General features: G+C 39.3%; 21 protein-coding genes and 2 pseudogenes. All 23 read right to left on the reverse strand.

What is annotated here, in order from left to right; translation table 11 throughout:
• Nucleotides 1-2: 2 nt before the first annotated feature.
• The 23 genes and pseudogenes from hisA to ftsE all read right to left on the reverse strand — a co-directional run bounded on the left by hisA (nt 3) and on the right by ftsE (nt 25,627).
• Complete coding sequence (gene hisA, locus ACM26V_RS13185; RefSeq protein ID WP_416147169.1) at nt 3-737, reverse strand: 1-(5-phosphoribosyl)-5-[(5-phosphoribosylamino)methylideneamino]imidazole-4-carboxamide isomerase; 735 nt, start codon at nt 735-737, stop codon at nt 3-5.
• Nucleotides 730-1,356 carry an imidazole glycerol phosphate synthase subunit HisH gene (hisH, locus tag ACM26V_RS13190; protein ID WP_416147170.1) on the reverse strand — a complete coding sequence of 209 codons (627 nt, stop codon included), beginning with the start codon at nt 1,354-1,356 and terminating at the stop codon, nt 730-732. Before hisH ends, hisA begins: the two co-directional genes overlap by 8 nt.
• Nucleotides 1,353-1,946: an imidazoleglycerol-phosphate dehydratase HisB gene (gene hisB / locus ACM26V_RS13195; RefSeq protein ID WP_416147171.1), complete on the reverse strand. Its 594-nt coding sequence runs from the start codon at nt 1,944-1,946 to the stop codon at nt 1,353-1,355. Before hisB ends, hisH begins: the two co-directional genes overlap by 4 nt.
• Entirely contained in the window at nt 1,906-3,216 is a 1,311-nt protein-coding gene (hisD, locus tag ACM26V_RS13200) for a histidinol dehydrogenase (RefSeq protein WP_416147172.1), read from the reverse strand. The genes hisB and hisD overlap by 41 nt, the downstream gene beginning before the upstream one ends.
• The gene (hisG, locus tag ACM26V_RS13205; protein ID WP_416147173.1) at nt 3,213-3,863 is read right to left on the reverse strand and encodes an ATP phosphoribosyltransferase; all 651 of its coding nucleotides are present in this window, start codon (nt 3,861-3,863) and stop codon (nt 3,213-3,215) included. The genes hisD and hisG overlap by 4 nt, the downstream gene beginning before the upstream one ends.
• Nucleotides 3,860-5,053, reverse strand: coding sequence for an ATP phosphoribosyltransferase regulatory subunit (locus ACM26V_RS13210; RefSeq protein ID WP_416147174.1), 1,194 nt, complete (start codon nt 5,051-5,053; stop codon nt 3,860-3,862). Before ACM26V_RS13210 ends, hisG begins: the two co-directional genes overlap by 4 nt.
• Before the next feature lie 363 nt (nt 5,054-5,416).
• Nucleotides 5,417-5,926 carry an acyltransferase gene (locus tag ACM26V_RS13215; protein WP_416147175.1) on the reverse strand — a complete coding sequence of 170 codons (510 nt, stop codon included), beginning with the start codon at nt 5,924-5,926 and terminating at the stop codon, nt 5,417-5,419.
• 25 nt (nt 5,927-5,951) lie between these two features.
• On the reverse strand, nt 5,952-6,620 hold the full coding sequence (gene ppaX / locus ACM26V_RS13220; RefSeq protein WP_416147176.1) for a pyrophosphatase PpaX: 669 nt from the start codon (nt 6,618-6,620) through the stop codon (nt 5,952-5,954).
• 47 nt (nt 6,621-6,667) lie between these two features.
• Nucleotides 6,668-7,627, reverse strand: a pseudogene (locus ACM26V_RS13225) (nucleoside recognition domain-containing protein).
• Between the two features lie 38 nt (nt 7,628-7,665).
• Nucleotides 7,666-8,610: a prolipoprotein diacylglyceryl transferase gene (gene lgt / locus ACM26V_RS13230; RefSeq protein WP_416147178.1), complete on the reverse strand. Its 945-nt coding sequence runs from the start codon at nt 8,608-8,610 to the stop codon at nt 7,666-7,668.
• 198 nt (nt 8,611-8,808) lie between these two features.
• A pseudogene (locus tag ACM26V_RS13235) lies at nt 8,809-9,729 on the reverse strand (RNA-guided endonuclease TnpB family protein); the annotation flags it as partial.
• A gap of 271 nt (nt 9,730-10,000) precedes the next feature.
• A complete protein-coding gene (hprK, locus tag ACM26V_RS13240; RefSeq protein WP_416147179.1) occupies nt 10,001-10,939 on the reverse strand; it encodes an HPr(Ser) kinase/phosphatase in 939 nt (312 codons plus the stop codon).
• 181 nt (nt 10,940-11,120) lie between these two features.
• Complete coding sequence (locus tag ACM26V_RS13245; protein ID WP_416147180.1) at nt 11,121-11,477, reverse strand: phage holin family protein; 357 nt, start codon at nt 11,475-11,477, stop codon at nt 11,121-11,123.
• Complete coding sequence (locus ACM26V_RS13250) at nt 11,477-11,677, reverse strand: PspC domain-containing protein (RefSeq protein ID WP_416147181.1); 201 nt, start codon at nt 11,675-11,677, stop codon at nt 11,477-11,479. Before ACM26V_RS13250 ends, ACM26V_RS13245 begins: the two co-directional genes overlap by 1 nt.
• A gap of 30 nt (nt 11,678-11,707) precedes the next feature.
• A complete protein-coding gene (locus ACM26V_RS13255) occupies nt 11,708-12,868 on the reverse strand; it encodes a DUF4097 family beta strand repeat-containing protein (RefSeq protein ID WP_416147182.1) in 1,161 nt (386 codons plus the stop codon).
• 183 nt (nt 12,869-13,051) lie between these two features.
• Entirely contained in the window at nt 13,052-13,240 is a 189-nt protein-coding gene (locus ACM26V_RS13260) for a hypothetical protein (protein ID WP_416147183.1), read from the reverse strand.
• Between the two features lie 28 nt (nt 13,241-13,268).
• The gene (gene uvrA, locus ACM26V_RS13265; RefSeq protein ID WP_416147184.1) at nt 13,269-16,151 is read right to left on the reverse strand and encodes an excinuclease ABC subunit UvrA; all 2,883 of its coding nucleotides are present in this window, start codon (nt 16,149-16,151) and stop codon (nt 13,269-13,271) included.
• Nucleotides 16,152-16,159: 8 nt separating this feature from the next.
• Complete coding sequence (gene uvrB, locus ACM26V_RS13270; protein WP_416147185.1) at nt 16,160-18,157, reverse strand: excinuclease ABC subunit UvrB; 1,998 nt, start codon at nt 18,155-18,157, stop codon at nt 16,160-16,162.
• A gap of 445 nt (nt 18,158-18,602) precedes the next feature.
• Nucleotides 18,603-20,306: a hypothetical protein gene (locus tag ACM26V_RS13275; protein WP_416147186.1), complete on the reverse strand. Its 1,704-nt coding sequence runs from the start codon at nt 20,304-20,306 to the stop codon at nt 18,603-18,605.
• 473 nt (nt 20,307-20,779) lie between these two features.
• A complete protein-coding gene (locus ACM26V_RS13280) occupies nt 20,780-22,273 on the reverse strand; it encodes a S41 family peptidase (RefSeq protein ID WP_416147188.1) in 1,494 nt (497 codons plus the stop codon).
• A gap of 298 nt (nt 22,274-22,571) precedes the next feature.
• On the reverse strand, nt 22,572-23,993 hold the full coding sequence (locus tag ACM26V_RS13285) for a murein hydrolase activator EnvC family protein (RefSeq protein ID WP_416147189.1): 1,422 nt from the start codon (nt 23,991-23,993) through the stop codon (nt 22,572-22,574).
• A gap of 64 nt (nt 23,994-24,057) precedes the next feature.
• A complete protein-coding gene (gene ftsX / locus ACM26V_RS13290) occupies nt 24,058-24,951 on the reverse strand; it encodes a permease-like cell division protein FtsX (RefSeq protein WP_416147190.1) in 894 nt (297 codons plus the stop codon).
• Nucleotides 24,941-25,627 carry a cell division ATP-binding protein FtsE gene (gene ftsE, locus ACM26V_RS13295; protein WP_416147191.1) on the reverse strand — a complete coding sequence of 229 codons (687 nt, stop codon included), beginning with the start codon at nt 25,625-25,627 and terminating at the stop codon, nt 24,941-24,943. Before ftsE ends, ftsX begins: the two co-directional genes overlap by 11 nt.
• Nucleotides 25,628-25,657 lie beyond the last annotated feature (30 nt).

The raw sequence follows: 25,657 nt of genomic DNA on the forward strand, positions 1-25,657 counted from the left end.
CGTTATTGCACCTCCGCGATCGCTTGTTCTAACGAGATTCGGTCGGTATACAGGGCTTTTCCGATAATCGCTCCGGAAATTCCTTTATCACGGTGCGATAATAGTTCACGTAAATCATCCATCGTACTGACGCCACCGGAAGCAATCACTTGCTTGCCAGTTGCTTGACCTAAACTAGCAATTTCTTTCACGTTTGGCCCTGATAGCATACCATCACGTGAAATGTCTGTCATAATAAACGTTTCCGCCCCTTGATCAGCCAATTCTTGACCTAACTGTTCCGCTTTCACTTCTGACGTCTGTAGCCATCCGTGAGTAGCCACATAACCGTCTCGTGCATCAATACCGATCGCAATTCGCTCGCCGCCATATTCCTTTAACATTCGTTTTACAAAAGAAGGGTCTGAGATAGCTGAACTTCCTAGAATCACACGTGAAACACCAGCATTCAAATACGTTTCAACATCTTTTGCTGTCCGAATTCCTCCACCAATTTGAACATGAGCAGACAGTTCTTTCGCAGCTCGCAAAACTTCTTGATGATTGACAGGTTCACCTTTTTTCGCTCCATCTAAGTCAACCATGTGAATCCACTTTGCACCTTTTTTTTCAAAACTTGACGCCATATCAAACGGAGAATCACCGTAAATCGTCTCTTGATTATAATCCCCTTGTAAGAGGCGAACGCATTTCCCTCCACGAATATCGATGGCTGGATAAATTGTGAAATCACTCATCAGCAGTCTCCCCCTTTTGCTCTAAAAAGTTCTTCAACATTCTCATCCCAAGCGTACTGCTCTTTTCCGGATGAAACTGAGTTGCCCAAACGGAATTTTTTGCAACAACCGCTGGCACACGTTCCCCGCCATAATCTGACGTGGCAATAAGAACATCTGGCGTTCCTGCTTGAACAAAATAAGAATGAACAAAGTATACGTGCCCTTTTGGCACATCATTTAAAATCGTGTGGTCTTGTTTTTCAAAAACAAGGCTATTCCATCCCATATGCGGCACTTTATAATCGCCAATTTTGAAGCGACGGACCTTACCTGGAAGGATTTCCAAGCCTGTTGTTATGCCGTTCTCTTCACTTTCATCAAATAGCAGTTGCATCCCGAGACAAATTCCGAGCAGAGGCTTGTTATCGTTTGCCCATTGTTGCACAAACGTGTCCAAACCACGAACTTTCAATTCCGTCATCCCGTCTTTAAAAGATCCAACTCCGGGGAGAATGAGCATCGATGCTTTTGCCAACTCGTCTGGTTTTTCTGACAAAAATGGCGTATGACCGAGTCGTTCCAGTGCTTTCGTAACACTATGAAGATTCCCCATACCATAATCTATAATACCAATCATGATAAGCTTCCTTTCGTCGAGGGAACCCCATCTACTCTTGGATCCACTTGGGTTGCTTCATCAAGTGCACGCCCCAAAGCTTTAAAGATTGCTTCAATGATGTGGTGCGTATTCGTTCCGTAATGAACAATTACATGCAAATTCATCCGCGCTTCCAAAGCGAATTTCCACAAGAACTCTTCAACAAGCTCCGTGTCAAACGTGCCTACTTTCGCTGCTGGCATTTCGCCACGAAATTCAAAATGGGGACGATTGCTTAAATCAATTACAACCTGTGCAAGTGCATCATCCATCGGTACAAACGCATTACCATAACGACGAATTCCTCGTTTATCACCGAGTGCATCTTTAAGAGCATCTCCTAGCACGATACCGATATCCTCCGTTGTATGATGATCATCAATTTCGATATCACCTTTGCCCGATAATGTCAGATCAAACAAACCGTGGCGCGTAAATAAGTCGAGCATATGACTCATAAACGGCACATCTGTCGTTAAGTCTGCCTTACCCTTTCCATCAATCGTAAACGTTAAGTCAATATTTGTTTCATTTGTTTGACGTGTTTTTGACGCTTGTCTCTTTTCCATTGTCTGCCTCCAATCGAATTTCCACAGCTCTCGCATGTGCCTCTAAATTTTCTAGTCTAGCGAATGCAGCAATTTTTTGCCCATTTTTTTCAATCGCTTTTTTGCTATAGGAAATAATGCTAGATTTTTTCGTGAAATCTTCTACATTTAGTGGGCTTGAAAAACGTGCAGTACCGTTCGTTGGCAGCACATGATTCGGTCCTGCAAAGTAATCACCCACTGGCTCTGAACTATATTCTCCAAGAAAAATTGCGCCCGCGTGACGGATATTTGCTAACACATCCCATGGGTTTTCTACGTGAATTTCCAAGTGTTCGGCTGCCAATTCATTGACTGCTTCAATTGCGTCTTCGAAAGTTTTCGCAACGTAGATGGCTCCAAAATCATTGATTGACGCTTGCGCAATCTCTTTTTTCGGGAGCGTTTGAAGTTGTCTATCTACTTCCTTAGCAACGTTTTCAGCCAACGCGGGGTCATTTGTGACAAGTACCGCGGATGACATCGGATCGTGTTCTGCTTGAGACAAAAGGTCTGCCGCAATATACGGGGCCCTCGCGGTATGATCAGCTAGAACCGCCACCTCACTCGGTCCAGCAATCATGTCAATCGCGACGGTACCAAACACTAGTTGTTTTGCTAATGCGACGTAAATGTTCCCCGGCCCAACAATTTTATCAACGGCTTGAATTGTCTTCGTTCCATATGCCAACGCACCGATCGCTTGTGCTCCACCTACTTTATAGATTTCTTCGACACCAAGTTCATGAGCTGTCACGAGAACAATGTCTGATAGATTTCCGTCTTTTTGTGGCGGTGATGTCATCACGATTCGTTTCACTCCAGCTACTTGTGCAGGTACCACATTCATGATGATCGATGATGGATAAGCTGCGCGCCCACCAGGAACGTAGACACCAACGGCATCAAGCGCAGTCACTTTCTGGCCAAGAATCGTGCCATCTTCTTTTGTTGTCATCCAAGATTGCTGTACTTGACGCTCATGAAAATCACGAATATTCACAATCGCTTCACGGATGATCAGAAGTGTTTCATCTGTGACCGATGCATAAGCAGCTTTTCGATCCGATTCAGATACGAGTGTCGTTGCAATATCAACGCCATCAAACTGATTCGTATAGCTACGCAATGCCTCGTCACCTTTTGCGCGGACATCTTGCAAAATCGTCTCGACTGATTGTCGTTGTGTTGTTGTTCCTTGATCAATCGAGCGCTTCAGCGAAAGGTCAACTGTTACAGGGATGATTTTCATTCGTACACCTCTCCTTTTGCAACCACTTCAGCTAAGCGATCAACCATGTCATCAATTCTTGCTGATTTCGTGCGATAGCTGACTGGATTGACGATAAACCGCGACGTAATTGGCATCATCGTTTCGATTTCGACAAGACCATTTTCTTTCAACGTCTGTCCTGTAGAAACAATGTCAACAATCCTATCTGCTAAGCCGATTATCGGTGCTAACTCAATTGAACCGTTCAACTTGATTATCTCCACTTGTTCTCCTTGCTCGCGAAAATATTCACTCGTCAAATTCGGATATTTTGAGGCGATTTTAGGAGCTACCTCGGACTTGGGATTATATGATGGGAGTGCTGCAACCGCCATATAGCAGGCACTGATTTTCAAGTCTAACACTTCATAAATATCCCGTTTCTCTTCAATCATCACATCTTTTCCAGCTACACCAACATCAGCTACACCATGCTCAACATACGTAGGCACATCCGTCGGTTTGGCAAGAATAAAACGCATTCCCGCTTCAGGAACCTCAAGAATAAGTTTACGTGATTCTTCAAATTCCGGTGGGATTGGATAATTAGCTTTTTTAAGCAACTCTACCGCCTCTTCAAAAATCCTGCCTTTTGGCATTGCTACCGTGATTATATCTTCACTCATTTGGACGCACCTCCATTTCCGTTCGTGCCAATGAAATACATGACTTCTTTAAATTGAGCAGAATAAGCATCAACATTTTCAACACCTGTTAGTTCCTGCATGACAACGGATCGACCTTCATGACGAAGTTGTTGTGTTTTTTGCATCGCTTCTTTTCGGTGATCATGGCTGAAAATTAAACAGATATCTTTCCTGTTGGCTGTTTCTTCACTTTTGCCAATTGCCTCCGTTAAACGGTCAAGTCGTAGCCCAAACCCAGTCGCAGGTTCGTGATGATCAAATTGATCGAGCAATGAATCATAACGTCCACCACTTCCAACCGGATATCCTAAACCTTCACTATAAGCTTCAAATACGGTTCCTGTGTAATAACTCATATGCATCACCAAATTTAAGTCAATCATCATCTGATCAGCAAGTTCATACGTATCTAGCACGGAAATCAGTTGCTCCAATTGTTTCAAAGCCGCTTTCCCTTCCTTGCTGTCTACAAGGTTGCGAGCTTTATCGACCACTTCAGGGCCACCTTTTAAACGAAGCAAGTCATAGAGTCTTCGTTTATCAATCGAAGAAAGAGGCAAATGCTCAACTTCTTTACGAAAACCTACATAATTTTTTTCATATAAATAGCGCCGAAAATGATCCGCACGTTCTTCATTGCCAAGTACTTCTTTTAAAAGCGCATTAACAAAGCCAATATGACCAATCGCAATCTGATAAGATTTAATTCCAGATCGTTCAAGAGAAGCCATCATTAGCGAAATCACTTCCGCATCGGCACTGTTGGACTGATCTCCGATTAACTCGACGCCAACTTGTTCAAACTCAGCAGGTCTGCCGCCTTCTCGCTGTTGCGCTCTAAACACGGGCGCATCATACGTTAATCGGAGCGGTCGATTTTCTTTATTTAAAGTCGAAGCTGCAATTCGCGCAATCGGTGCTGTCATATCCGGTCTTAACACGAGCGTATTCCCTTGTTGATCCAATAATTTAAACAGCTGTTGATCAAGAATCGCAGATGCCGTTCCGACTGTTTCATGAAATTCTAATGTCGGTGTTTCAATTGGTTCATATCCCCATTGTGAGACTTCAGTAGAAATCGCCTGCTTCACTTGTTTCTTTAATTGATAGAGCTCGGGCAATGTATCACGCATTCCAAGTGGTTTCTCAAACATAAACAATTTAGTCATGACCCTATCTCCTTCCGTTTTCATCTATCTTTACCTTCATAATCGCTGTGTTTTAGTATGTCATACTCTAAATAATAGCTTTATTTGCCAGATAACTGCAAATTTCTTCGCGCCAATTTAAGCCGATAAGCCTCATTTCACTTTAGTTCGCTAATATGATAGAGCGATAAAGTTCTTAAGTAGTAGTTTACAAGGGAATACCGTTCGAGTCAATAACTAAATATGCTGGAAAGGAAAGACCTCGGATGCGACAAATACGTTCGTTCTAGCAAGCTCTTCCCTCACAACTCTCCCCTCAGCCCAAAGATACTATGAATAAAAATAGCTAGGACGAACAAAAACGCTAGCAGAAATCCCATACTACTAGCGCTCGTCCTCATTTAATTGATCTTTCGTACGAATAACTTGCATCGGGTTACCTCCGACAAAAAATCCTGCCGGTACATCTTTATGAACTAGCGTCCCCGCTGAAACGATCGCTTCGTCACCAATCGTTACTCCTGGTAAAATTGTTGCATTTGCGCCGATCATCACATTATCTCCAATAAGCACATTACCAAGTCGGTATTCCTTAATTAAATACTCATGCGCTAAAATCGTTGTATTATATCCAATCACAGAGTTTTTACCAATCGATATTTTTTCTGGGAACATCACATCCATCATCACCATCAAAGCTACTGCTGCTTCATCCCCTACCTTCATCCGCAAAAACGTACGGTACAACCAGTTTTTCATCGATAAAAACGGAGTATACCGAGCCAACTGAATGACAATAAAATTTTTGATGACTTTTGTAAAAGGAACCGTCTTATATACTTGCCATAATGAATTCGCTTCAGTTACCAGATAACGATCTGTCTTTCGGCTCATCTTCGGCACCTACCTCCACTTACTTTTATGAATCTTCTAAGACACCGTTCGTTTTAGCTAAGTACTCGACTAAGTCCATCATGTTATCTAACATAACATCTGGATTGTACGATTCTAAATAATCTCGACCTTTCACACTCCATGCGACACCAGCTGTTTTCGTTCCAGTATTTATTCCACCGAGAATGTCGTGTTCACTATCTCCAATCATTATCGCTTCATCAGAAGAGGAACCTAGTTTTTCTAATGCCATATTTAACGGTTGTGGGTCTGGCTTATATTTCGTCACCTCATCAATCGATATCACTACTGGAAAAAAGTGTTCCAATCCCATTAATTCGAGTCCTTTTACCGCTGTTTCACGACGTTTTGTTGTTACTATCGCCATTTTATACCCTTGACTTGATAACTCTTCCAATGTTTCTTTGACTCCTTCATACTCTTTCACTAGCTCATCATGGTATTGATGATTAAACGTCCGGTAAGTCGTCATCATCTCCTCCATTCTCAATGGATCAAGATTCTTAAACGTTTCAGCTAACGGAGGACCAATAAATGACACCACATCTTCACGCTTGTATTCGCCCGGATAATATTTCTCCATTGTGTACAAAAAAGAAGCAACAATTAAATCAATCGTGTTTATTAACGTTCCATCTAAATCAAATAGTATCGTATTAATTTTTTTAGTCATCCATCAATTCCTCCATTTATTCAGTACATTTTTTCTATAACAGATTGTCATGCTTCAAATGATTTAGCCACAGTTGACTCACTTTCCCCTTGTTTTTTTTCCAGACGATTCCACACCAATGCAACAGCAATCGTTAATACTATTGCCGTAACCAAACGTACAAGTAATAACGGCCAAAGGGGAATTCCTAACGGAGCAAAAATAAGCGTATCTTCCACAACCGCATGACATGCGACGAGGAAAATGAACACCAAATATAGGTCCTTCTTCTTCACACCATCATCTTTTACGGCCTGAATCATCACTCCTGCCCCGTAGGCAAGTCCAAATGTAAGTCCAGCCGCTAAAGTCGTCGATGTATTAGGATGAATTCCCAATACTTTCGTAAAAGGAGTCATCCATTTTGAAAAAATCGGTAACCACCGCATATCTTTCATAATTTGGATAAAAACCATGATTGGAATAACGATGACAGCTAGCTGTAAAATACCAATCACTGCGCTCTCAACACCATATAGCGCTATTGCTCCGTATCCTTCGATACTCTCCGTTCCACTAGAAGGTACAAATCCGTAACTAGCTTTTTCTGACCCGCCTTGCCAGACAAGATGAATCACCCAGGCAGATAATAATGCTAAACCGATCCGGACGAGTAAAACAACCTATATTTTCAATCCAACTTGTTTAGCAACTGCCGACTCTACAAATAAATTGTGGGAAAACGATAGCATCACGGCTAAAATAAATACTTCCTTCACCGTTAAATCCATCGTAAGCATCGCACCAATTGCAGCATACAAATTCAACATATTTCCTAGCACAACAGGGATCGCCGCTTCACCTGACAAACCAATAAATCCCATCAATGGAGATAACACTTGTGTTAGCCACTCCATCACGACTGTCTGGCTTAGCATCGTAACGATCAGTGTAATTGGAAAAATAATTTTCCCTAATTTCCACGTTGTCAGGAGACCGACTTTCAACCCTTGCTTAAGTGTATTCATTTTACAGCCTCCTTTCAAAACGCGAACCTAATAGCTATTTATCTTTTCTTTTTCTTTTTACTACCTTGATTCTTTTTTGGGCCATTTTTTGGCGATTTTTTTTGAGTAGTTTTCGGTGTGTTTTTGACACCCGGTTTTATCGAACTAGTTGATAAAGGTTTTTTTGGCTTTTCTTCATCTAAATAACGTTCTTCAGCCAAACCTTTATTGCGACGATAAATAATCAAGAAGATTCCACCAAGAACTGTGATAATCGAAACTACTTGTGCTGTTGGAAGCCCAAACATTAATAAATTATCGGTTCGCCATCCTTCAATGAAAAATCTTCCTACTGAATACCAAATAGCATACGTCAAGATCATTTCACCACGACGTAAATTTACCCGTCTTAATAAGATTAGCAGCACGACACCAGCCAAATTCCAAATCGATTCATATAAAAATGTCGGGTGACGATACGCTCCGTCAATATACATTTGATCAATGATGAAAGTAGGTAACATATAAGATTCTAAGACAACCCTATCTACTACTTCACCAAACACTTCCTGATTCATGAAATTTCCCCACCGACCAATAGCTTGGCCAAGTAATATACCAGGTGCGGCAATATCGAGCATTTTCCAAAATGATATCCCTCGTTTTTTTGCAAAAATCGCAACAACGATCGCTGCCCCGATAAGACCACCATGAATCGCTATACCACCCTCCCATATATAAAAAACACGGATCGGATCATGAGCAAATTGCTCCCATCGAAAAATAACATAATAAATTCTTGCACCAACAATAGCCGCCGGCAAAGCAAACAAGAGTATATCAGCGAGTAAGTCATCAGGTAGTCCACGTTTTTTCATTTCTCGGTTCACAAGTAAGTACCCTAAAAGGGCACCAAAACCTATCAGAATCCCGTACCAGTAAATCGACAAAAATCCAAATTCAAAAGCTATCGGATTTAATGGTTCAATTGCTCCAACTATCATATGTACACCTCTTTTGTCTTGGCGTTATTCCAAAACATGAAGACTAAATAAATCCGTCCCGTGAACTTCATATAAACGCAAATATCAATGACAGATCTATGATCATATTTTTTCAACGCCTTATTTTTTACTTATCGTGATAAAACAAGCCATTCCTTAAAATGATAAATTATCAATATAAGTATTACGAACTTCTTACCAGGATACTTCACTTATCGCTTTGGCTAGGCTGTGATTCTTTAACATGTTTTTTACTGACAAATCTTTTATTCCGATGATGTCGTGGTTTTTGACTATCTCGGTGGAGATTTTATCTAACATATCTTTTCTTGCATTCGTTATTTTTTCATGAATGCGAGCAACTTTTCTTTTTTGTTTATTCCAATTAGAAGAACCTAGTTGTCGTCTCGAAAGAACACGTTGGGCTTCCGCTACTTTCTCTTCTAATGTACGAAAAAATTTTGGGTTTTGAAAGATGGTACCGTCTGACAATGTGGCAAAATCTTTTAATCCCACGTCGATACCAATAGCGGAATCTGTCTTTTCGTAGTGTTGTATTTCTGTGTCCGTTAAAATGGAAATGAAGTATTTACCTACAGGGTTCCGTCGAATCGTTGCATTTATGATACGACCAACTACCTCTCGACTTTTAGCAAAACGAACATTCCCAAGTTTCGGCAATGTAATGTATTTATCCAGTACTTGAATATTTCCGTTCACACATTTCGTTGTGTACGATTGAAGAGGATTCTTTTTTGATTTAAATTCGGGTGCCCTGTTTTGTTTCTTGTAATAACGAGTGTAAGAATCATTCACATTTTCCACAGACTTTTGTAGGGCAATACTATCCACTTCTTTTAGGAACGGATAATGTCGTTTCAATTCTGGCAACTTTTTTATAGAACTTTATTTATTAAAACATTCCCCTTTCCAATTGTTCCGAGGAAGTTGTCCATTTTGCACCATTTCGTTTACGATATACCAATAAGCGTCTTGCTCTTTTTGTTTCCCAACAAAAAAGTTATAGACAAAACGGTAACAGCCCAATGTTTTATCGATAAGCTCTGCTTGTTTTTGGTTGGGATATATTCTGAATTTCAAGGCTTTTTTCACTACCATTTACTCTCACCTCCCCATGTCTATTTTACCAAAAGACAAAGAGATTCACGAACGTTTGTTTGATTAATTTTTAGGGCAATTGAGATGACAAAAGCCATCCCTTGTCCGACGGCGATTCATCTCCCCCTTACCGTTGGGCTAGGCCCTTCACACGCTTGAAGAGGGAGTTTTCTCGCCTATTATTGATAAATATGAAGATTTGATGAATAAATAGACTTTTTTTTGGAAAACACAATGAGTTTACATGACAAATGATTAAACCTTTGTTGAATTAAAAATCCTCTTGTTCCCCATCTTCAATCACAGTGTTCAATCTCTCAGAGAACTGTTCAGCAGCATTAATGCCCATTCGTTTTAGCCTGAAATTCATCGCAGCAACCTCAATAATTACTGCTAAGTTTCGTCCGGGACGAACTGGCAATGTAATTTTTGTTAAATCCGTATCAAAGATTTTAATTGTTTCTTCGTCCAAGCCAAGTCGATCATATTGCTTTTTCTGATCCCAAGTCTCCAAGTCAATTGTTAATCCAATTCGCTTGAAGTTGCGAACTGCCCCAGCCCCAAAGAGAGTCATAACATTGATAATACCTATTCCCCTTATTTCAAGCAAGTGTCTAATAAGATCTGGTGCTTGTCCTACGAGCACTCCGTCATGTTCTTGTCGAATTTCTACAGAGTCATCAGCCACTAATCGGTGTCCCCTTCTAACAAGGTCAAGAGCTGTTTCGCTTTTCCCTACACCACTTGATCCCGTAATCATCACACCGATCCCGTATATATCAATTAACACTCCATGAATCGCGGTCATTGGAGCCAATCGACTTTCTAAGAACGTTGTCAGTTGACTACTCATCCTCGTCGTTTTTAAATTCCCTGCTAGAACAGGGACACCTGTTCTATTCGCTGATTCAATCAAGTCCTTTGGTGGTTCCATTCCTCTTGATATAACAATTGCTGGAGTGTCATAAGTACAAAGCCTTTCCATCCGATCTTTTTTGTCAGCTTCTGACAACTTATCATAGAAAGACATTTCCGTTTTTCCTAACAACTGAATTCTTTCAGCCGGGTAGTACGTGAAATAACCTGCCATTTCCATCCCTGGGCGAGATATATCACTAGTTGGAATCGAACGATACGTCACTGACTCTTCATCATTAACCAAATCAAGGTTAAATTCTTTCATTAAATCTTTCGCTGTTACTTCACTCATGTATGTAGACCTCCCTTTTATCTCTTAGCTCATAGATAAGCTTGTATTAATAGTTATATTTTAGCATACCCCATCGATGGTCGCTGATATTTTGTTAATTGAATTATTAGTAAGCAATTCTGCATTTCCTGCAAAAAAAACTAAAAACCTTTGAAAACGGTTTTTAGTTTTTTTTATGTATTTATTTTTTTGTAATTGGATCAACGATAAATGAGTGAATCAAGGCACTTAGGATAGCAAAGATAATGGCCGCTACGATCGCCATTCCTACACCGTCAATCACAAAACTACTCCCCATCACCACTGAAGTTATTAATAATGTCAAAGCGTTAATCACAAATAGGAACAAGCCTAATGTAATTACAGTTACTGGTAATGTAAGCACAATAATAATTGGTTTCACAATTAAATTAACAACGGATAAAATAAAGCTTGCTAACAAAGCAGTTGTAAAACCATCTATTTCAAAACCTTGAAAAAAGTTTGCAATAATCAGTAATACAACCGCATGAACAAGAAGTTGGATGAGCCAATTCATTAGCTGTGTACTTCCGAATCATTCGGAATCACAAATATTCCAACAATATAAGCAAGAACTACCGTTCCAATAGTAAATGGAAAAAGTAAAAATAGCATCACTAGCCTTACAATCGTTACATCAATATTGAAATATTCACCTATTCCACCACAGACACCTGCTATTTTACGATCTTTTGTTGACCGGTACAATCGATTCATCCAAAACACTCTCCTTCAAAACGTAATCTATTAGTTTTTCACTGAAATCGTTCCTGTTGTCGCTTCTGCTTCGACATAAAAATGTGCCTCTTCTTGCTTGTTTGCTAAAAAAGATATTTTCTTGCTTGCAAAATCTTTTTGTTCGTCAATAATTGTCATTTTCGGTAAGTCGCACTGAATCGCACCGACAGTTGTCTTCAATTCACCTTCTGTTTTTACATGATCGGGAACTTGAACACTGACACTTCCAGTTGTCGTTTTCAAATAGGCTCGCGCACTTGACCGATCCAACAACGTATAGTGAATCGTACCATTCAAAGTTTCAACATCTAAATCTCCGTTTATTGTTTTCACCGAAACAGTCCCATTGATCGTTTTCACATCAGACTTCTCAGCTTGTAAACGAGGAACAGAAATCGTTCCATTTACTGTTTCCAAGTTCACATATTTTGCTATTATTTCTGCAAAGTCAATTCGGCCATTGACTGTCTTTGCTTCAATACTGTTCACTTTCACATTTTCCCCGGTTAGTTTGCCGTTAAACGCATAGAGCTTCACTTTCTCTAACTGCTTTTTCGGGACATAAACGACTGTGTTCACTTTCATTGATTTTTTCTTTGCTTTGAATCGAACTTTCTCATCCTTAAAACTAAAATGAACATCATCTAAAAATACTCGTCGCGCTTCATCTGAATCTCGAACTTTATACACTTTCACATTACATTCAACACGAATATCGTCTTCTTCCCAAGGCAGAAAAGAAATACTCCCATTCTCCACGTGAATATCCACATCTTTCACTTCAGCATTTCTATGTTGGAAAATGTGTTCTACCTCGATAGATGAACCAAAATTAAAGTCGAGATCAAATTCTTTAATCTTGTGTACTGCCTCTTCTATATATTCTGAAAACCTTGACGCAAATGAGTGTATCCTATCTTCAGTTCGTTGATTTCCGCCCCCATCCCAATTCACATTTCGTGAAACATATCTGTCTGTCTCCTGTTGGGTTGACCGTGATTGCGCCTGCGATGAAGATGCGGATGACTGAGCCTCACTATGAGAACCTTTCATCTGTTGTTGCTCACTATCCTTATCATCTTTCAAAGCATTTAGTAACTGTAGGCCCTCATCTGCTGAAACTTTTCCATCTTCAATCATCTTCAAAATCATTATTCTTTCTTCTTGCATGGATAAACGCCTCCTTTATTTAATAAGTATTACGTATATGACACGAATCTGGTTTCAAAATAATTTTTATTTATAGCTGGGTTGTGGGTTCCGAAAGATAGATCGGTGTTTCCTACGTATAACAAATTTCGACACACTTTATTTTACTTTTCAGTACTTTAATTATATTCTATTTTTTACTTTCTATTTGGTTTTGATAAATTCTGAAGAAAACAAATCAAATCTTGTATTTACTGTATTCCCCGATTTCTTTACATTTAAAAGTTTAAGTAATCTTCTTACAGTATAATCTTCTTTTACTTCTAAGAACCTTTGTAATTGAACATTATTAGCTAACGACCAAACAGCAGCATGAATAAACGGACGACTCATAAATGAGCGTCCGCCTTCACTTCCCATATTAACCTGATGCTGTACCTGCTTTTTCCTTTTGTTTCATCCGTTCCTTCATTCGCAATCGTTCTCGTTCCAAGATCGGTTTCAGATACTGTCCAGTGTATGATTCTTTAACTTTAGCGACTTGTTCTGGAGTTCCTTTGGCAACGAGACGACCGCCTTTGTCACCACCTTCTGGTCCGAGATCGATGACGTAATCCATTGTTTTAATTACATCAAGGTTGTGCTCTATGACTAGAACTGTATCACCATTTTCGACGAGTCGCTGCAGCACTTTCAACAATCGATCAATGTCATGAACGTGCAGTCCTGTTGTCGGTTCATCGAGAATATAAATCGTCTTACCTGTCAAGCGCCGGTGTAGCTGAGAAGCTAGTTTCACGCGTTGCGCCTCTCCACCAGAGAGGGTAGTCGCTGGTTGTCCTAATTTCATATACCCGAGGCCGACATCATACAGCGTTTCGACTTTCCGCTTGATTCTTGGAATATTCTCAAAGAAAGTGAGTGATTCTTCGATCGTCATCGCCAATACATCAGAAATACTCTTTCCTTTATACTTCACTTCCATCGTTTCACGGTTGTATCTCTTTCCATCGCATTCTTCACAAGGAACGTACACATCTGGAAGAAAGTGCATTTCAATTTTAATAATTCCATCTCCACGGCAAGCTTCACAACGTCCACCTTTGACGTTGAAACTAAATCGGCCTTTTTTATAGCCCCGAACTTTCGCTTCGTTAGTCATTGCAAAAACGTCACGAATATTATCAAATACACCAGTATATGTCGCTGGATTAGACCGTGGGGTTCGACCAATTGGTGACTGATCTATATCAACAACTTTTTCAAGTTGTTCCATGCCTCCAACGCTCTTCACTTTCCCTGGTTTTGCTTTAGAAACCGTTAGTTTTTGTGCCAATGATTTGAATAAGATATCGTTAATCAATGTGCTTTTTCCCGATCCCGAAACACCGGTAACTGCTAATAATACACCAAGTGGAATATCGACATTCGTTTTTTGTAAGTTGTTCTCTTCTGCACCGCGAATCGTCAGCTTTCGTCCATCAGGTTTACGTCGCTCTGCAGGAAGTGGGATGAATTTTTTTCCAGACAAGTATTGCCCTGTCAAAGAGTCCGGATCATTCTTCACTTCTTCAGGCGTACCTGTAGAGCATATTTCACCACCATGCACACCGGCACCTGGACCGACATCAATCAAATGATCAGCCGCCAACATCGTATCTTCATCGTGTTCGACAACGATGAGCGTATTACCTAGGTCACGCATCCGCTCCAAAGTTTGAATCAATCGATGGTTATCACGTTGATGTAATCCAATTGAGGGTTCGTCTAAAATATAGAGAACACCCATAAGAGAAGAACCAATCTGAGTAGCCAACCTTATTCGTTGGGCTTCACCACCAGACAGCGTCCCAGCAGCTCTAGATAACGTTAAATATTCTAAGCCTACATTCATTAGGAAACCAAGCCGTTCGTCAATTTCACGTAAAATCATCCGGGCGATCGTCATTTCTTTATCAGTCAATGTTAACTCTTCAAAAAATGTTTTCGCTTCCTTAATCGACAGATCCGTAATAACACCAATGTGAAGAGTAGCTACTTTAACAGATAGTGCTTCCTGCGTTAAACGATTCCCTTTACACGTTGGACAAGGTTTCTGTGCCATATACCCTTCCATTTGTTCGCGAATATAGTCTGAACTAGTTTCATGATATCGTCGTGAAACGTTTTTCAAAACGCCTTCGAAATAGATTTCTTTCTCACGAACTCGACCAAACTCATTTTCATATTTAAAGTAAACTTGTTCATTTCCACTACCGTTCAAGATTATTTCCACCTGGTGCTTTGGCAATTTTTCCAGTGGAATATCCATTTCAATGCCAAAGTGATCACACACGCTAGCTAACAAGGACGGGTAATATTGTGAACTCGTCGGTTTCCAAGGAGCGATCGCATTCTCGTTTAATGAAAGAGATGGGTCTGGGATAACCAGATCCAAGTCAACTTCTAGCTTGTGACCTAATCCATCACAAGAAGAACATGCTCCAAACGGACTGTTAAACGAAAACATACGTGGTTCTAACTCGCCAATTGAAAACCCACAGTGAGGACACGCGTGCTTTTGACTGAACAGTAAATCTTCGCCGTCAATCACATCCACCATCACTCGACCATCGGCTAGGTTCAAAGCAGTTTCCATTGAATCAGCCAAGCGTGTTTCAATTCCTTCTTTAATCACTATTCGGTCAATAATGACTTCAATGTCGTGTTTTTTATTTTTTTCCAACAAGATCTCTTCCGACGCCTCCCGCATTTCTCCGTCCACCCGAACACGAACATATCCTTGCTTTTTGATATCTTCTAGCGTTTTGGAATGCGTTCCTTTTCGACCTGAAACAAGAGGAGCTAGGATTTGCATCTTTGTTTTTACTGGAAATTCAACTAACCTATCAACCATCTGTTGAACTGTTTGCGAACTAATTTCAATACCATGATTTGGACAAACCGGTCGGCCAACTCGCGCATAAAGAAGGCGAAGATAGTCATAAATTTCAGTTACAGTACCAACGGTAGATCGTGGATTTTTACTTGTCGTTTTCTGGTCAATCGAAATTGCTGGTGAAAGTCCTTCAATTGCATCTACATCCGGCTTGTCCATTTGTCCTAAGAACTGCCTAGCATATGCTGAAAGTGATTCAACATATCGTCTCTGGCCTTCTGCATAAATCGTATCAAACGCAATCGAAGATTTTCCAGATCCTGAAAGTCCAGTCATTACAACCAATTTATTTCTGGGGATCGTCACGTCTATATTTTTTAAGTTATGAGAACGTGCACCCTTTACAACTATATTATCTAAAGCCATTCGTTAGTTCACCCTTCCGCTTTCAATTCTAAAATAACATCCCGCAATTCGGCTGCACGCTCGAAATCAAGATTTTTTGCCGCATCTTTCATTTCTTTTTCCATTCGTTCAATGACTTTTTCACGATCTTTCTTGCTCAATTTTTCCGATGGTGCTTTCGTGAACGCTTCGTATGATTCCACTTCCTCTGAAGCATACGTTGCTTGAATCAAACTTGGAATTGCCTTCACAATCGTCGTTGGTGTGATACCATGTTTTTCGTTATACGCTTTTTGAATCACGCGACGACGGGTCGTTTCTTCAATCGCTACGTTCATTGAATTTGTCATTCGATCAGCATACATAATTACATGCCCATTCGAATTACGAGCGGCGCGTCCCATCGTTTGGATTAATGGTCGTTCAGCACGAAGGAATCCTTCTTTATCTGCATCTAGTATAGTAACAAGAGAAACTTCCGGTAGATCTAGCCCTTCCCTAAGTAAGTTAATACCGACTAGTACATCAAAATGGCCTTGTCTAAGTTCACGAATAATTTGAATCCGTTCCAACGTTTTAATATCAGAGTGAAGATATTTCACCTTAATTCCGACTTCTTTTAAATAGTCAGTCAAATCTTCAGACATTTTTTTCGTTAACGTCGTTACGAGTACTCTTTCATTTCGTTCTTGGCGTATTCTAATTTCCTCAATCATATCGTCAATTTGGCCTTTAATTGGTCGAACATCGATAGTTGGATCTAAAAGGCCAGTTGGTCGAATGATTTGCTCAATCATATCGGGACAATGCTCCAACTCATACGGACCTGGAGTAGCCGATACAAAGATAGACTGTGAAATGTGCTTCTCAAATTCTTCAAATCTCAATGGGCGATTATCTTTTGCCGATGGTAGACGAAATCCATGTTCGACGAGCATCCCTTTTCTCGCTTGGTCTCCGTTATACATGCCTCTTACTTGTGGCAACGTTACATGAGACTCATCGACAACAAGCAAAAAGTCTTTTGGAAAAAAGTCTATCAATGTGTAAGGCGTTGCTCCAGGTTCTCGGAAGGTGATATGCCTAGAATAGTTTTCAATCCCTGAACAATAGCCCATTTCTTGCATCATTTCGATATCATATCGTGTTCGTTGTTCTAATCGCTGCGCTTCTAAAAGTTTCCCTCTGTCGTTCATGTCTTTCAAAGTCTCTTCCAATTCTTTTTCTATGTTTATTATCGCTTTTTCGAGTTTATCTTCACGAGTAACAAAGTGAGATGCCGGAAAAATCGCGACGTGGTCACGTTCTCCTAACACTTCGCCCGTTAGAGCATCTACTTCCGTTATTCGATCAATTTCGTCGCCAAAAAATTCAACCCTCAAACAATGTTCATCACGAGAAGCTGGGAATATTTCGACGACATCTCCTCTGACACGAAATGTTCCGCGCGTAAAATTAATATCATTTCGTTCATACTGAACATCAACCAATTGACGAAGAAGCCCATTACGATCACGTTCCATTCCCTTACGCAACGAAACGACAAGGTCACGGTATTCATCAGGCGAACCTAGACCATAAATACACGATACACTAGAAACTATAATTACGTCGTCTCGCTCAAACAAAGCACTAGTTGCCGAGTGACGAAGTTTATCAATTTCATCATTGATACTTGCATCTTTTTCAATATAAGTATCGGATTGGGGAATATATGCTTCAGGTTGATAATAATCATAGTAACTGACAAAATACTCAACACGATTATTCGGAAAAAACTCTTTGAACTCACTGTAAAGTTGTCCAGCTAACGTTTTATTGTGAGCAATCACTAACGTCGGTTTTTTCACTTCTGTTATAACATTTGAGATCGTAAATGTTTTCCCAGTTCCTGTTGCTCCCAAGAGTGTTTGAAATTTATCCCCTCTATTGACCCTGCTCACTAGTTCTTTTATTGCATTTGGTTGGTCTCCAGCTGGTTGATATTTTGAATGAAGGTCAAATTCAATCGGTTGCTTCTCAAGCACGTCCTCTTCCTCCTTTTAAATCATCTTGTACGTTAATTGTTGTTTTACTTCTATAACCAAAATAATTTATAACTTCGCTACACTCGGTAGTATCTTCTTCTTTTGTGAGTAATTTATCATTTTTTACAATCTGCTAAAAGAAGTATGCAAAAATCGTATCTGTTCCGATTAAGAAAAGCAAATTAACTGCACTTCCTTTGCTCTATACCCATTCTTGACATTTGTTTATCATTATATCACAACTTTTGATATACACGAACATATATTCTATTTTTCTTAAACTAAATATATAGATGATTACCCTAAAAATCAGGAGCAGTTGTTCCAACTCTGATCGTCCCCATCAAAGCAAAACGATGCTTACTGATTCCGAAGTTATTTTTAGAGGAGTAGATACAAAAGAACACTTGCGAAATTCATGCAAGTGTTCAAAAGCATCATATTATTATTTATCGTCTGGTTCGTCTTGGTTTTTCTCTTTACTATCTAATGTAGGAGACCATTTGTTTCTATTTGTTTTAGTTTGCCTGAATTCATCATAAAAGTTTGAAAGTCCGGAGGCTTGACCATAGGGCGCACCAGAATCGTAAGCACGCTTGTCTAAATTGTCCTCAACTTCCTCGTTACTTTCATCAGCGTCTAATTCGTTTTCCATCTCTGGATCTCCTGTTGCCTTTTCAATTTCTACAAAATTAGAGTCTACAGTTCCTTCATTATTTTCTTCTTCCTCTACTCTATCTTTTTCTTCAGCTACTGCTAGCTCTTTTTGGCTTTCCTCGGACGATTCAGGATCATCGTTTCTTTCTACAACATCAATTGACTCCGGTAAATCTAAAGATTCAGATTGAGAATTTCTTTCTGATTCTGGTTTCAAATCTAGGAAAGGTGCCTCATCTGAAGTTTGATTACTTTTTTCTGTGCTCGTTCTGTCTTGATGAATAACCACAGAAGAGCGTAGTCCTCGATAAGAAAGGTTACCCATTTCATCATCAGGAACGAATAAACAGCCAATCTGATAATGATCTCCTTGAAAAATCGATGATGATGCAAAACGCATCTCATTATTATGATCAAGTACTTCAAGCTTGCAATACGCAGAGTTATGCTGAAGCGCTTCGTAAAATACTCGTTGTGAACTCACTTCAAAGCCATTTGCCTTCACAATAATCTCACCAACTTCAAGCCCCATTCTATCTGCAGTCGAATGAGGGAGAACTCCAAGAATTTTCATACCCACTTCTTGACGAGTAAAAAGACTTATTTTATTCTTATCTTCCGCCTTATAGGTAAAGTAAATAAGTTCTCTTCCAATTAAAATGACAGCTGGTATTAATAAGAGAAGTACTGGATAAAAATAAGCACCTACAGCCAAAACGATCACGATTAAATTGACTAATAATAATCGCTTGCCAATCTTTTTTACACCGTCAATCGCATACTCACTTTTTATTTTGGCTTGGAACCCTAACATAAACGGAACGAGAGCTATTCCAAATGTTCCTCCAATTGATAAATCAAAAAGCGGCCACCAATCGGTTCCACTTAAGCTTCCAACGGGGAATATCAGGAAAATTGGAAGGTACCAAAGTCTTGAGGTAATATGTTCGCCAACCAATTTACCTCGCTTACTTTTAACGATCGCAGGTGATGGTTGTTTCCATCCATCAGCTAGTATTAAAAATGACTCTGCAACAAATAAAATAGTTAATAGCCAAGCAATATTAATAAGGTCCATTTGGTTAAGACCTAGTAACCACTGATTCAGTAATGGCCAATCCGTCCCACCTTGTGGTAAAAAAGGGGCAATGATCATTGCCAGTGAACCAATTACAGTTACACTCATCCAACGAGCATGTCGAAGTGGCAATAATAGTAACCAAACCGCCATTAGTAACACAAGCATCCCTAAAGGTAACTCTATCCCCAAAAATATCGTAAATACCGAAACGATTCCAGCAACTATTAAAGCGATGAATAAAGGTGATGTAACTTGTTGTATTACATCAAATACGCGAGTATGAAAGTCTTTCCTTTCTCGCTTCACCCTCTGAAAACCTAGCCAAAAAGCGGCTAATAAAAATACATATGTAAGAGGGTGTAAAAAGAACCTTCCTAATGATTTAAGTATTTCCAATCCAATCATATCCAAGCAAATTCCTCCTCAACCCATTATTCATAATATTTTAATTTGTTAGAGGACATAAAATACCAAGAAAACCAATCGTAGGAAATTTAACTAACGTCATCTTACGATTTATAAACAGTTTCTATTAATATTACTCGTTATTTTAATCCCTATATCCCATACACTTTTTAGAAAATAAATTATCTTGATATATTTCTCCTCTGTTATAACAACCACGTTCAATATGATACCTCTTTCTTTCATTGTAAATGAATTATTAGAAAAGAAAAGTGATTTTTTTAGTTTTTAGAAGATATTCTTCAAAAGATGAAAATCGATAAAACACACCTTGCCATGACTAGGTAGCTATTAAACGAAACGATTAACTAATTCGTGATCATTATGTTTTAGGAAACAGCTGAAAGTTCGTATTACAATTTTTTCAAAAAAAGTTGACGATGCAGGGAAATACCTATCATCGTCAACTACTCATTCTCTTATTCAGCTGTCAACAATTCAATCGCTTTTTGGAATTGAAGATCTGAATCACGGTCTTGAATTACTTCAATTAATAATTCTTGTAAACGATCTCCTGTTTCTTCGTTTATTTCTCCAGTAACTTCTATCCCTTGATTTTCTTGGAATGAAGAAACCGCATCTTCTGTTTGACGATCAAAATATCCGTCGGTTCGACCTGGCTCTTCCCCGATCGCTTCTAGCATCATTTGCGCACTTTTTACGTGGTCACTTGAAGTATCGAAAGTAATAGACTCATCAAAATCAAGTGGGGTTGCAAAGAAAAAGTCTGGTTGATCGACTTCTACCGTCGGCTGAACACCTTCCTCGTTAATATCATTTCCATCCGATGTCAGCCATCTGTATAGTGTTAGTTTAATCTGACTTCCGTCCTCCATCTCAATCGTTTGTTGAACGGTACCTTTCCCAAATGAACTTTTTCCAACTACATCATATCCTCCAGCTTCTTTCAGCGCTGCTGCAAGAATTTCTGAAGCTGAGGCACTACCTTCATCAATTAACGTGACAATTTGATATTCTTTCTCGTCTTCTAAGTTAGAAATGTGTCTCAATCGTTCGCCATCTCGGTGTTCAATTTGTACGACAGGTTCTCCTCCTGGGATAATTAAGTCTCCAATATCTTCCACAACATTCAAGTAGCCACCTGGATTTCCACGAACATCAATGACCAATCCATCAATGCCTTGATTCTCCAATTCAATCAATTCTTCTTCAAATCTCTCCCCTGTGTCCTCTGAGAACGAGAGAATATCTAGGATGCCAATATTTTTTCCATTTTTTTCAACGACTTCACTATGAACGGACTCGATTGGTATTTCGTCTCTAACTACATCTATATCAATTGAATCATTCATACCTGGACGCTCGATTGTTAATGTTACCGTTGTTCCTTTTTCGCCACGAATCTCTAATACCGCTTCATTTAGTGATAATCCATCGATATTATCTCCATCAATTCCAATAATTTGATCGTTAGGTCTTAACCCTGCTTCTTCTGCAGGAGAATCTCGAAGCGGTGCTTCAATCGTTACTTTGTTATCTTTCATCATAACTTGGGCTCCAATTCCTTCAAACGATGAGCCAAGTGACTCCATAAATTCTTCTGCAGTGCTTTGATCCATATAAACCGAATATGGATCATCCAGTGACTCAAGCATCCCTGAAATCGCACCTTCTATTAATTTTGCTTCATCCACTTCATTTACATATCGTTCAGATATTGTTTCGAAAGCCTGTTCAACTTTTCCTATCCACTCTTCATCTGTTTCTATTTCAGTGGAAGCTTCTTCCACTTCATCGCTATTACCCTCAATCAGCTGTTCAATTTCCTCTTCCTCTAACACCATTGTCGGATCATTATCATCCATAGCAGCCATGGTAACGTACATTCCTCCAGCCCCTAGCAGCAGGGATAAAAAGACTACTAGAGGGACGAGAATTTTATTTTTTTTCATGCTTCCACCTCATTCTATCTCTTTATCAATACATTAAATACTTGCTTGCCTAACAACTATTCAAATTCGTTTATCATTTGTTCTATCATAACAGACAAATAGAAATATTTGAAACAATTCAAGCTACTTAGAAAAACATGGATACTAAATTAAACCTGTCCAGAGTGCGTTGTTCAATTTTATGTAAAATTACTGTTGGTCTGTTATTTACGTCATAAAAAAAGAAGAGGTCCAGTTAGTATACTGTAGGACTCTCTTCTTCATTCTAATTATTAAAAAATTTAGCGATTGACAATGATTATGGCAAGTAAGACGAAGGATTTACAGCTGAAGATCCTCCTGAATATCCTCCAGGATGAACTTCGAAATGTAAGTGTATTCCAGTTGAAACACCTGTAGTCCCCATCGTTGCAATATTTTCTCCACGACTAACGCGATTACCAGCGGATACATTAAAAGAAGATAAATGGGCATAAAGCGTTGTTATCGATTTTCCATCAACAACGTGTGAGATCAATATCGTATTCCCATATCCACCCATCCATCCTGCAGAAATCACTGTTCCTGCTTCAGCAGCATAGATGTTTCGACCATTACGTCCGCCGAAGTCAGTGCCATTGTGAGGACTAACTGTTCCTCGTACTGGATGCACTCGACTAGGATTAAAACTTGACGTTACCCTACCGTCAGAAGGTCGGTGGAATATTGCTGAACCTCCACTTGAAGTTTGCGCTGATTCACCCGAACTCGTGCTAGGTGAAGGACTTGATTGGCTAGCTTGTTCTTGTTCTCTTTGTTCTTGTTGTTGTTGCTGCTGTTGCTGCTGCTCTTGCTCTTGCTGCCTTTGCTCTTGTTCTCTTTGTTTTCTTTCTTCTTCTTCACGCTGGCGACGTTCTTCTTCTTCTTTTTTACGTCGTTCTTCTTCGATTCTTCGTTGTTCCTCTTCCCACTCAGCTAGTTCTTTTTCTGCGGCTTCTTCTTGCGCTTTTAATAAGGATTGTTCCTCTTCAAGCGACATTAAATTTCCTTCAAGAATATAACCTTTTCCTTGCAGTTCTTCCATTAGATCATTTTTTTCCTCAACTTGACCTTCTAATTGTGTACGCAAATTCTCTAACTCTGCCATTTGCTCTTCAAGACTAGCAAGCTCATTTTCTAGCGACTGTTTCGCTATTTCCAAAGCTTCCATATCTTCAACATGTTGTTCCAAAATACTTCGATCACTCTTAGCAATGGAATGTAGAGCTGACACTCGTTCAATTAGATCACCAAAACTTTGTGAACCTAAAATAACTTCTATGTAATTAACATTACCGCCACTTTGGTACATAGATTTGACTCGTTCTTTTAATAATTCATCTCGTTCAGCAATTCGTTCTTCGAGTTCTATAATATCTTCACGTAATTTTTCAACACGTTCCGTTGTTTCATCAAGTTCCGTTTGTTTCGCATCAATTTGCTGATTTGTGTCAGCCATAGCCTCATCTAACTGCCTAATTTCGCTTTCGGCTACGTTGAGTTCTTCTTCAATTTCTTCTAGCTCTTCCTCAGTTCTATCCGCTTCTATTTCCTTTTCTTGTTGTTCTTCGCGGAAAGAATTAATTTTCTCTTCGATTTCTTCGCCTTCATTCGCAGAAGTAGAAGGAGTAGTAATAAATCCATTCAATATAGTGAACAATAAGAACGACGCAAAAAAGACCTTCATATATATTTTAGCCATTAACTAACCTCCTTTTTTATATGTTTATTCCCTAGGAAATAAACGGGAAAATCTTAGGAAGCTCTTAAACTCTTAAGAACTTCCTAACACTCATGAGGCTTCCCCATACGCCGACAATTGCTCCAATACTTAAAAGTAATATTGCTGTTTGAATAACCAATGGAAAAGTAGGTAAAAAATCAAAAAATTCTAATCCTGTATTTTCTCCCATCGTTTCATAGAATCGATGATATCCAAAGGTTAACACACTGACTGGTATGATAGCGCCAAATGTCCCTAACAAGAGGCCCTCAATAAAGAATGGCCAACGAATAAAGGCATTTGTTGCACCCACAAGTTTCATAATTTGAATCTCTGTTTTTCTTGCAAGAATTGTAAGTTTAATTGTATTGGCAATTAGAAAGACTGCCGTGAACAATAAACCAAGTACTAGTACAACTCCTACCACACGGATAAAATCAGTTGCTGAGAAAAGTTGTTCAAAAATATCTCTCCCATACTCAACACCCTCTACATGGTCCATGTCTTCGATCTCTACTGCAATATTCTCTGTTTGTTGAGGATCTTCGGCACGAACGACGAAAGTATCATTCAATGGGTTTTCATCACGAAGTCCTTCAAAATAGTCTCCTTGTTCACCTAAACTATCAATAAAAGCTTCTAATCCTTCGTCTTTTGGCACAAAATCTAACGAGCCTATTTCAGAAACTTCATTTAAATCATCTCTTAATTCATCTTGGTCTGATTCTGTTGCATTTAACTCAACAAATACTCGAATCTCAACATCTTCTTCCAGTGAGTTCGCAAAATGATTTACATTCATAATCATCAAAAGAAACGCTCCAACGACCAACAATGTAACAGTTACAGCACTGACAGACGCAAATGTCATCCATCCATTTCTGACAATGTTTTTTCCACCTTCTTTGATATGTCTACCAAACGTTCTAGCTCTCATATTTGTAAGTCCCCCTTACTTCGTCTCGGGAGATACGTCCACCTTCAATTGCAATCAGACGCTTACGCATACTATCTACAATATCTCGATTGTGTGTAGCCATTACGATCGTTGTCCCTCGATCGTTAATTTCTTCTAAAATGTGCATAATTTCCCAAGATGTATCTGGATCGAGGTTTCCTGTAGGCTCGTCTGCTATCAGCACAGACGGACTATTGACAATTGCACGAGCAATCGCCACTCGTTGCTGTTCGCCACCAGATAACTCATGAGGTAAAAACCTCGCTTTATTTTTTAACCGCACGATATCTAACACATTCATGACTCTTCTGCGAATATTTGCTTTGCTTTCTTCGATAACTTCCATCGCAAATGCCACATTCTCAAAAACTGATAAACTCGGTAATAGTTTGAAATCTTGAAATACAACTCCAATTTTACGTCGCAAAAACGGAATTTGTTTCTCTTTCATATCACTCAAACTATCTCCATCAATTGAAATTTCACCACGTGTAGGTTTTTCTTCACGATACATCATTTTAATGAAGGTGGATTTTCCTGCTCCACTAGAGCCTACCACATAAACAAATTCTCCCTTTTTAATATATATGGAAATTCCATTTACAGCCATCACACCGTTTGGATAGGTTTTCCATACATCCTGCATTTGAATCAACCCGATCACTTCCTCATTTGTTGTCTGTCT

This window comes from Salipaludibacillus sp. HK11 (genome assembly GCF_047795645.1).
Lineage (GTDB): Bacteria > Bacillota > Bacilli > Bacillales > Salisediminibacteriaceae > Salipaludibacillus.

Bases quoted from the DNA above. Each gene is read 5' to 3' on its own strand.
- ACM26V_RS13210 (WP_416147174.1), bottom strand. From the start codon at position 5,053: ATGACTAAATTGTTTATGTTTGAGAAACCACTTGGAATGCGTGATACA.
- hisH (WP_416147170.1), bottom strand. From the start codon at position 1,356: ATGATTGGTATTATAGATTATGGTATGGGGAATCTTCATAGTGTTACG.
- uvrA (WP_416147184.1), bottom strand. From the start codon at position 16,151: ATGGCTTTAGATAATATAGTTGTAAAGGGTGCACGTTCTCATAACTTA.
- hisG (WP_416147173.1), bottom strand. From the start codon at position 3,863: ATGAGTGAAGATATAATCACGGTAGCAATGCCAAAAGGCAGGATTTTT.
- ACM26V_RS13285 (WP_416147189.1), bottom strand. From the start codon at position 23,993: ATGGCTAAAATATATATGAAGGTCTTTTTTGCGTCGTTCTTATTGTTC.
- ftsX (WP_416147190.1), bottom strand. From the start codon at position 24,951: ATGAGAGCTAGAACGTTTGGTAGACATATCAAAGAAGGTGGAAAAAAC.
- lgt (WP_416147178.1), bottom strand. From the start codon at position 8,610: ATGATAGTTGGAGCAATTGAACCATTAAATCCGATAGCTTTTGAATTT.
- ACM26V_RS13255 (WP_416147182.1), bottom strand. From the start codon at position 12,868: ATGCAAGAAGAAAGAATAATGATTTTGAAGATGATTGAAGATGGAAAA.
- ACM26V_RS13245 (WP_416147180.1), bottom strand. From the start codon at position 11,477: ATGAATTGGCTCATCCAACTTCTTGTTCATGCGGTTGTATTACTGATT.
- ppaX (WP_416147176.1), bottom strand. From the start codon at position 6,620: ATGACTAAAAAAATTAATACGATACTATTTGATTTAGATGGAACGTTA.
- ACM26V_RS13250 (WP_416147181.1), bottom strand. From the start codon at position 11,677: ATGAATCGATTGTACCGGTCAACAAAAGATCGTAAAATAGCAGGTGTC.
- ACM26V_RS13215 (WP_416147175.1), bottom strand. From the start codon at position 5,926: ATGAGCCGAAAGACAGATCGTTATCTGGTAACTGAAGCGAATTCATTA.
- hprK (WP_416147179.1), bottom strand. From the start codon at position 10,939: ATGAGTGAAGTAACAGCGAAAGATTTAATGAAAGAATTTAACCTTGAT.
- hisA (WP_416147169.1), bottom strand. From the start codon at position 737: ATGAGTGATTTCACAATTTATCCAGCCATCGATATTCGTGGAGGGAAA.
- hisD (WP_416147172.1), bottom strand. From the start codon at position 3,216: ATGAAAATCATCCCTGTAACAGTTGACCTTTCGCTGAAGCGCTCGATT.
- ACM26V_RS13280 (WP_416147188.1), bottom strand. From the start codon at position 22,273: ATGAAAAAAAATAAAATTCTCGTCCCTCTAGTAGTCTTTTTATCCCTG.
- ACM26V_RS13260 (WP_416147183.1), bottom strand. From the start codon at position 13,240: ATGAGTCGTCCGTTTATTCATGCTGCTGTTTGGTCGTTAGCTAATAAT.
- hisB (WP_416147171.1), bottom strand. From the start codon at position 1,946: ATGGAAAAGAGACAAGCGTCAAAAACACGTCAAACAAATGAAACAAAT.